The sequence below is a fragment of the Pseudomonas sp. GW821-FHT01D09 genome, from assembly GCF_059422465.1.
The window spans coordinates 91,923-99,046 of record NZ_JBWKWY010000015.1; the positions used below are offsets into that span (position 1 = coordinate 91,923).

General features: G+C 59.0%; 7 protein-coding genes and 1 tRNA gene. 3 read left to right on the plus strand and 5 right to left on the minus strand.

From position 1 onward, the window contains the following. The first annotated feature begins 259 nt into the window (after positions 1-259). Positions 260-1,492, plus strand: coding sequence for a CaiB/BaiF CoA transferase family protein (locus AC07W7_RS15380; protein ID WP_495039630.1), 1,233 nt, complete (start codon positions 260-262; stop codon positions 1,490-1,492). 18 nt (positions 1,493-1,510) lie between these two features. On the opposite strand, the gene AC07W7_RS15385 is transcribed toward AC07W7_RS15380, so the two are convergent. Further along, positions 1,511-2,131, minus strand: a complete 621-nt coding sequence (locus tag AC07W7_RS15385) for a hypothetical protein (protein ID WP_495039631.1) — start codon at positions 2,129-2,131, stop codon at positions 1,511-1,513. Positions 2,132-2,201: 70 nt separating this feature from the next. Next, positions 2,202-2,582: a DUF1640 domain-containing protein gene (locus tag AC07W7_RS15390; protein WP_099170274.1), complete on the minus strand. Its 381-nt coding sequence runs from the start codon at positions 2,580-2,582 to the stop codon at positions 2,202-2,204. A 286-nt stretch (positions 2,583-2,868) separates the two neighbouring features. Here AC07W7_RS15390 and AC07W7_RS15395 point away from each other — a divergent pair. Beyond that, positions 2,869-2,944, plus strand: a tRNA-Asn gene (locus tag AC07W7_RS15395). A gap of 107 nt (positions 2,945-3,051) precedes the next feature. Continuing rightward, the gene (locus tag AC07W7_RS15400) at positions 3,052-3,561 is read left to right on the plus strand and encodes a hypothetical protein (RefSeq protein WP_495039632.1); all 510 of its coding nucleotides are present in this window, start codon (positions 3,052-3,054) and stop codon (positions 3,559-3,561) included. A gap of 40 nt (positions 3,562-3,601) precedes the next feature. Here AC07W7_RS15400 and AC07W7_RS15405 read toward each other — a convergent pair whose 3' ends face one another. The 3 genes from AC07W7_RS15405 to AC07W7_RS15415 form a co-directional block, all read right to left on the minus strand. Beyond that, entirely contained in the window at positions 3,602-4,039 is a 438-nt protein-coding gene (locus AC07W7_RS15405; protein WP_169900633.1) for an N-acetyltransferase, read from the minus strand. A gap of 144 nt (positions 4,040-4,183) precedes the next feature. Beyond that, positions 4,184-5,077: a bestrophin family protein gene (locus AC07W7_RS15410; RefSeq protein WP_076961320.1), complete on the minus strand. Its 894-nt coding sequence runs from the start codon at positions 5,075-5,077 to the stop codon at positions 4,184-4,186. Between the two features lie 77 nt (positions 5,078-5,154). Then, the gene (locus AC07W7_RS15415; RefSeq protein WP_076961321.1) at positions 5,155-6,453 is read right to left on the minus strand and encodes an MFS transporter; all 1,299 of its coding nucleotides are present in this window, start codon (positions 6,451-6,453) and stop codon (positions 5,155-5,157) included. Positions 6,454-7,124: the final 671 nt, after the last annotated feature.

Here is a 7,124-nt window from a genome sequence, read left to right on the forward strand (position 1 = left end):
AAAATCAACAAAACAAAACCATATTCCGCTGTGCGAAACAATTGAATTTTTTGGATTTTTACTGTGTCTTTATATTTATTCGTTTATAAACAATTGCTTATGTTTATTTCTTTTGGATCTATACGTTCTTGCGTTTACATTCTTAATGTAGATACTTATTATTTTTTGAAAATACGGAATATAATTTCGCACTGCAAAATAAGTAGCAGGGTTATCTATAGCCCACAGTCGGCGATACAGACCTTCAGGAATAAAAACAATGGGTGCATTAACAGGTTTGCGTGTACTGGATTTGAGCCGGGTCTTGGCCGGTCCCTGGTGTGGCCAGGTGTTGGCCGACCTGGGCGCGGAAGTGATCAAGATCGAGCGCCCGCACAGTGGCGACGACACCCGTGGCTGGGGGCCGCCGTGGATGAAGACCGGCACCGGCGAGGCGTCCGGGCAGGCGTCGTATTACCAGTCCACCAACCGTGGCAAGCTGTCGGTGGCCATCGACCTGGCCAGTGCCGAAGGCCAGGAACTGGTGCGGGCGCTGGCGGCCAGCTCCGACGTGTTGATCGAGAACTACAAGGCCGGCTCCCTGGCGCGCTACGGCCTGGACTACACGACCCTGGCCGCGCTCAACCCGCGCCTGGTGTATTGCTCCATCACCGGCTTTGGCCAGACCGGCCCGCGTGCCGAAGAGCCTGGCTATGACTTCATCATCCAGGGCATTGGCGGCCTGATGAGCATCACCGGCGAACGCGATGACTTACCGGGCGGCGGTCCACAAAAAGTCGGCGTGGCCTTTTCCGACCTGATGACCGGGCTGTATTCCACGGTGGCGATCCAGGCCGCGCTGCTCAGCCGCGAACGCACCGGCGTTGGCCAGCATATCGATATGGCCCTGCTGGATGTGCAAGTCGCGACCCTGGCCAACCAGAGCATGAACTACTTGGCCTCCGGCAACGTGCCCCAGCGCTTTGGCAATGCCCACGCCAATATCGTGCCGTACCAGGTGTTTCGCGCCGCCGACCGCGACTTCATCATCGCCTGCGGCAACGACAGCCAATTCATCGCCTTATGCCAGAGCATTGGCCTGCCGCACCTGCCGGATGACCCACGCTTTCGGCGCAATGCCGACCGCGTGGCCCATCGGGCCGAAATCGTCGGGTTGCTGTCGGCGCACTTCCTTGGCCGCACGGCAGATGAGTGGGTCAGTTGCATCCATGCCGCGAAAGTCCCGGTGGGCGCGATCAACAATATCGCGCAATCTTTGGAAGAGCCGCAGGTGATTGCCCGTGGACTGATGGTGAAGATCCCCCATCCGCAAAACCCCGATTTCGCCATGGTCGGTAGCCCGATCAAGATGTCTGGCACTCCGGTGGAGTACGTACGGCCGGCGCCGATGTTGGGGCAGCATACGGATGAAGTGTTGGTGGGGCGGTTGGGGTTGAGTGGTGAGCAGTTGGGGCAGTTGAAGAGTCGTGGGGTGATTGAGCAGTTGCCGTGATGGACGCGCGTTGGCTGACTACTGAAGTATTTTGCCCAGCGCGCCCATATCCATGGCTTCATTGATGCCCAAGGGGGCGGAAAGGATGAAGGGCTCCTTGTAGAGTGACTCATAGTGCATCTCTACAAAGACGTCATTCCTTTGCAGGAACAGACTCATTTGCAGCAGGCACAAGGGGCCGAACTGTGTGCTTTTAGTCGGCTCCAGAATCACGATGTCATTACCCGGCCTGACGGCTGCACCCTCGGTGGGCCAACCTTTGGCGAAGCATTCTGGATTCAACCGTGCCTTTTCCAGCACGGCGGGCCAGCGACTGTCCCCCAGCCCATCGAACTGTTCGTCGCCGACGCGAATGTTGAACGCGGTGATGATGCCCGGGCCAATCCCTTCATTGGACAGGTACAGGCCGCTTTTCCCGCCCGCCAGATACGGTGTGATCATCAGGTAGGGCCTGACGGACAGCCGGTTGTGCTCGCGCATCAGGTCCAGTTGCCAGAAGGAAATCGACGCGGCGGCGATGGAGATCACCACGGCAGCCAGGGAGAGGACAGTGCCGGAGGAGAGCTTGGGTTTTTCCGGTGTCAGCGGTGCAGTGGGGCGACGTGGCTTGAAAAAGGGATGGTCATGCAGTTTTTTCACGGGTCGACTCCCTGTCGATAAGGCTGCACGAGAAATTCCGTGTCGAGTGCTGAAAAGGTAAAGCCATGAGTCAGGAGGAAATGACACTCCCGTAAATCTCGTAAAGGTTTTTGATGATAGGAAACCCGAAGCAGATGACCAACAGCCAGAATTGCCAGCGCAGCAGGGTCATGCCCGATTCCAGCTTTGAAATGGCCCCTTGAAACTGGCTCGCCTGACGTTCCATCAGCGCGCGGAATTCTACACCTTGCTCTCTGATTGCAACGCCTTGGTCTTTGATCAGGGCGCTCAGGTCGGTGCGTAATGCCGCGATCGAATCCTTGAGGTGGGATTCGGTGCGTTCTAAGTCGGCTTTTGATGCGAAATGTTTCACATCGTCCTCCCAAGCATTTACGGCGGCTTTGGCTGTTTTATTTGGCACGCTGATGGAGGTCAGTGCGTCATATAGCAAGCGATATTTTCATCGTGTCTCCAGCAGCAGGCAAGCGACGTAGAAACCCACCGGGCAGTAGGCTCCGTCACTGTGAGGGGGGCACTCGATCGGCGAGAGCGCTATCGGTGGAATAGTCGGCTTAAGCGCATTGAGGTTCCAGTCGGACGGTTCCTGCATTTTTGTAGGTTGAGTAAGGCTGCTGAGAGTTGAATCACCGCGGATTTTTCAGGGTTCCTGAAAAGTCGCAGGTAAAAACCCATTAAATATTTGACTTGTCCTTTTCAATCAGTAAGATACGCCGCATTCCGCGATAGCTCAGTTGGTAGAGCAAATGACTGTTAATCATTGGGTCCCTGGTTCGAGTCCAGGTCGTGGAGCCAGATAGAGAAAAGCCTGCAGCGATGCAGGCTTTTTTTTGCGCGCAATTTAGTGCCTGATGCTACCTGCCAAGCTGGATCGCTCACCGGCAACCCGCCAAGGAAAGCACATGGATATCAGTTGGATGGCGTTAGCCTTCGGCGCGATGGTGGTCATTGCCCAGGGCCTGTCGTTTTGGTTCATGTACTGGTTGTTCAAGAAGCTGCGCAAACCCAAGTCGGTCGCTCCCGCCTATGCCCCTGGCACGGGCCTTGATGGCAAGGCGATTGCGGTATTGGCCACCTTTATCGGGTTGCGCAGGCTGCCTTGGGTGGCCTTGGCCAGCAACAGCCTCAACCCGGTGTTTCGTCTTGAGGGGCCGCAGGTGATTTACCGGGTTTTACGTCAGAAGCAACGACCGTTGGGCGATGTGTCGCGAGTGGATATGCGCAGTGCTTATGGCACCTTCAACCTGGTGTTTGAATTTGCCGATTCGCCGTTCACATTGATCGTGAACCTGGGGAGTGCGTCGCGGATGGCTTATGTGCTGTCGTTGCTACCACCTGGCATACCGCTGTCCGAACGGGCGCAAGCCGCGCGACTAGCGGGGAACGCCGCGCAATATCAGCCTTGGGTTTAGCGTGTGGCCCCGGCAAGGCGCCCGCTGAGGTGAGGACGGATTACTGAGGCGCGCTGGCGACGCTGCTCATCGAGTATTGCGCCTGGCCGCTGTGTTCATCGATCTCCTCATGGGTGACCACAAACCCTTGTGACAGGTAGAACTGGTAACTGGCGCTATTGTTTTTATAAACCGCCAGGGTCAGTACGGGCCGTTGCCTCCTGGCGTGGGCCACCAGTTGCTTGCCGAGGCCCTGGCCCTGGCAGTCGGGGGCAACAAACAGCGCGGCCATCTGCTGGTCGAGCAGCGAGTAAAACCCCACCACCCTCGATTGACGCTCGATAACAAAGGTCTGGGATGCAGGAATGTACAGGTTGCGCATGTTCTCGACCTGCGACTGCCAGAAGGCGGCGTCGATAAAGTCGTGGGCGATAAGCGAGGCATCCAGCCAGATCTGCAGGACGCAATCGAGGTCTGTGGGGTCAAGGGGTCTGATCATTTTTTTAAGTCTTGCGATGGGTTATTCAAAGCTCAGGCGCCAGGCAGCCCCCGGGCCTGATACTGCGTGGTTGCGCAACATCACGCCAAACAAAATGTTTAACGCGACGCTTTATTATAGAGGCGCTTGAAGAATGCAGGCTTTTTAATGGCTCCTGCAAACATCCCCCAACGAATCACGCTGCATCGACTGCAGGTTTTTCTCGATGGTTTCGCAGATGGCTTCGGTCTGGATCTGGTGTTCGCTGGAGCGGAACGGGCTTTGCAGGTCGGTGCCGATGCGTTCGATGGCCAGCAGCATAAACCCCACCACCGTCGAGGCCAGCGGGGTGAACCAGCCCAGGGACTCCACCAGCCCCACTGGCACAATCAGGCAGAACAGCGAAATAAACAGTCGTGGAAAATACACATACGGGTAGGGCAGTGGCGTATTGGCGATGCGTTCCATGCCGCCCTGGCTGTTGGACAGGTCGACCATGGTTGATTCCAGGCGCGCCAGGCGAATGCTGTCCAGGCGCCCGGCCTTGTACTCGCGGGCCAGCAGGGCGGCGGAGCCGGTGAGGATGTCGTTGGCAAAGTTGTTGGTGGCGCCGTTGCGCGCAAACTCATCCCCAGGAATAAATGCCCGCACTTCCTCCGGGCACGGCTCGCCCCGCAGGTGCGCCGCCAGGCAATTCACATAGGCCACGTGGCGGCGCAGCAGGGTGGATTTGATGGGGTTGATTTCGCTGTCGGGGTCATCGAGCAATGTCAGCACCTGCCGTGCAAAGCTGCGCGAATTATTGACCATCGCGCCCCATAGCGTGCGCGCTTCCCACCAGCGGTTGTAGGCGCTGGTGTTACGAAAACTGATCAGCACCACCAGTGCCGAACCGAGCAGTGTCAGGGGCATCAGTGGCAGGTTGATCTTGGCGTTGAGGAACAGCATGAAGTCCACGGTGACCGCAATATCCCAGAGCAACAGCCAGAACAGCGCCCAGCCGACATAACCCATGGTCTTGATAATCAGGCGGTATTTTTTGACGATGGCAGCTTTCAAACACAAACCTCCGAGCAGGCGAAAAACATCAGTGCCCTAGCTCGGACGGTGTTTGTGCAAGAAAGGTTCGCCGGGTGTCAGGCGTCGTGCAGGGAAATGCGCGAGGTCTCCGGCAAGGCCAGGCCACCGGCCAGTGCGAGCAGGGCCACGGCCATCAGGTAAAACGCCGGTGACAGGTTGCTGGCGGTGGTGCTGATCAACCACGTCGCCACCAGCGGCGCGGTGCCGCCGAAGATCGTGTAGGCCATGTTGTAGGTGATCGCCGAGGCGGTATAGCGCGTGCGGGTCGGGAAGGTTTCCGAGAGCAGCGCCGCCGTGACCACGCCGCACAACACCGCGCCCACCGCCAGCAGCATCACGCCGACCACGGAGGCCGCGAACGAGCCGGAACTGGCCATCAGGAACGACGGGTACACCACGGCCATCAACAGCCCGCAAGCGCTCATCACCGTGACACGCCGCCCGACGCGGTCGCTATACCAGCCGGCCAGCGGACAGATCGCCGCGGCGAAGATCAGCGCAATCAGCGACACCAGCAACGCCGTCGCCCGGCTCAGGCCACCGGCCACTTGCAGGTACGTGGCAAAGTAGGTGGTGAACATATAAAACGACAGCGCCGTCAGCGACACAAAGGCGCCCAGGCAGCAGATCGCCGCGCCATGGTTGCGCAGGGTTTCCTTGAGCGGCGAGTGAGACACCGCGTGTTCCTGCTTTACTGCCTGGAAGGCCGGGGTTTCATCCAGCCGCCAGCGCAGGTACAGACCTACCAGGCCCAGCGGCGCGGCGATCAGAAACGGCAGGCGCCAGCCCCAACTGCCCATGGCCTCGGCCGACAGCGAGGCCTCCAGTGCATAGGCCACCACCGCCGCCGAGGCGAAGGCGGCAAAGGTCGACACCGGGATAAAGCTGCCGTACCACGCCCGTTTATCACTGGGCGCGTGCTCCATCAGGTAGGCACAGGCCCCGGCGTATTCACCGCCGGCGGAAAAGCCCTGGGCGCAGCGGATCAGCGACAGCAGGATCGGCGCCGTGACGCCAATTGCCGCATACGTGGGCAGCAGGCCGATCAGGGTCGTGGCCCCGGCCATCAGCAAAATCGTCATCGCCAGGGTGCGCTTGCGGCCGATGCGATCGCCCAGCATGCCAAAGAAAATCCCGCCCAGGGGCCGAAAGGCAAAGGCCACGGCAAACACCGCGAAGGTCTTGAGCAACGCCGCACTGGCATCGCCACTGGGGAAAAACTGTTGGGCGATGGTGGTGGCGAGAAAGCCATACACGGCGAAGTCGAACCACTCGACAAAATTGCCGATACCGGCGGCGACGATGACTTTTCTCAGGGTTTGCGGCGGGACCTGTTCGGTGGATGCGCGCGTCATGGCGGGGCCTCGGCATTTCGTCAGTAAGCCCTCGATTATCGGGAAAGCGCCCGGGGTGGCTTACTTCAAAAGTGTCATCGGCGTAGTCAACACCGACCTGCCAAGGCAATGAAGATCAAATGTGTGTGGCTTGCCTGCGATAGCGGCGGGCCAGCCAACATCCTTCCCAGCAATGCCGCCGTCATCGCAGCCTCGCCGGGGCTCGACAGCTCCCACCTTGATTTTCGGGGGTTGGAGGCTTGCATTTCAGCCACCACCGCAGGATGCATGCGGTGCCCAATGCCCTGAAGATCCAATGTGGGAGCTGGCTTGCCTGCGATAGCGGTGGGTCAGCCAGCATCCCTCCCAGCCATGCCGCCGCCATCGCAGCCTCGCCGGGGCTCGACAGCTCCCACCTTGATTTTCGGGGAGTGGAGGCTTGCATTTCAGCCGCCACCGCAGGATGCATACGCTGCCCAATGCCCTGAAGAACCAATGTGGGAGCTGGCTTGCCTGCGATAGCGTCGGGTCAGCCAGCATCCCTCCCAGCAATGCCGCCGCCATCGCAGCCTCGCCGGGCGAGACAGCTCCCACCTTGATTTTCAGGGTTTGGAAGCTTGCATTTCAGCCGCCACCGCAGGATGCATACGCTGCCCAATGCCCTGAAGAACCAATGTGGGAGCTGGCTTGCC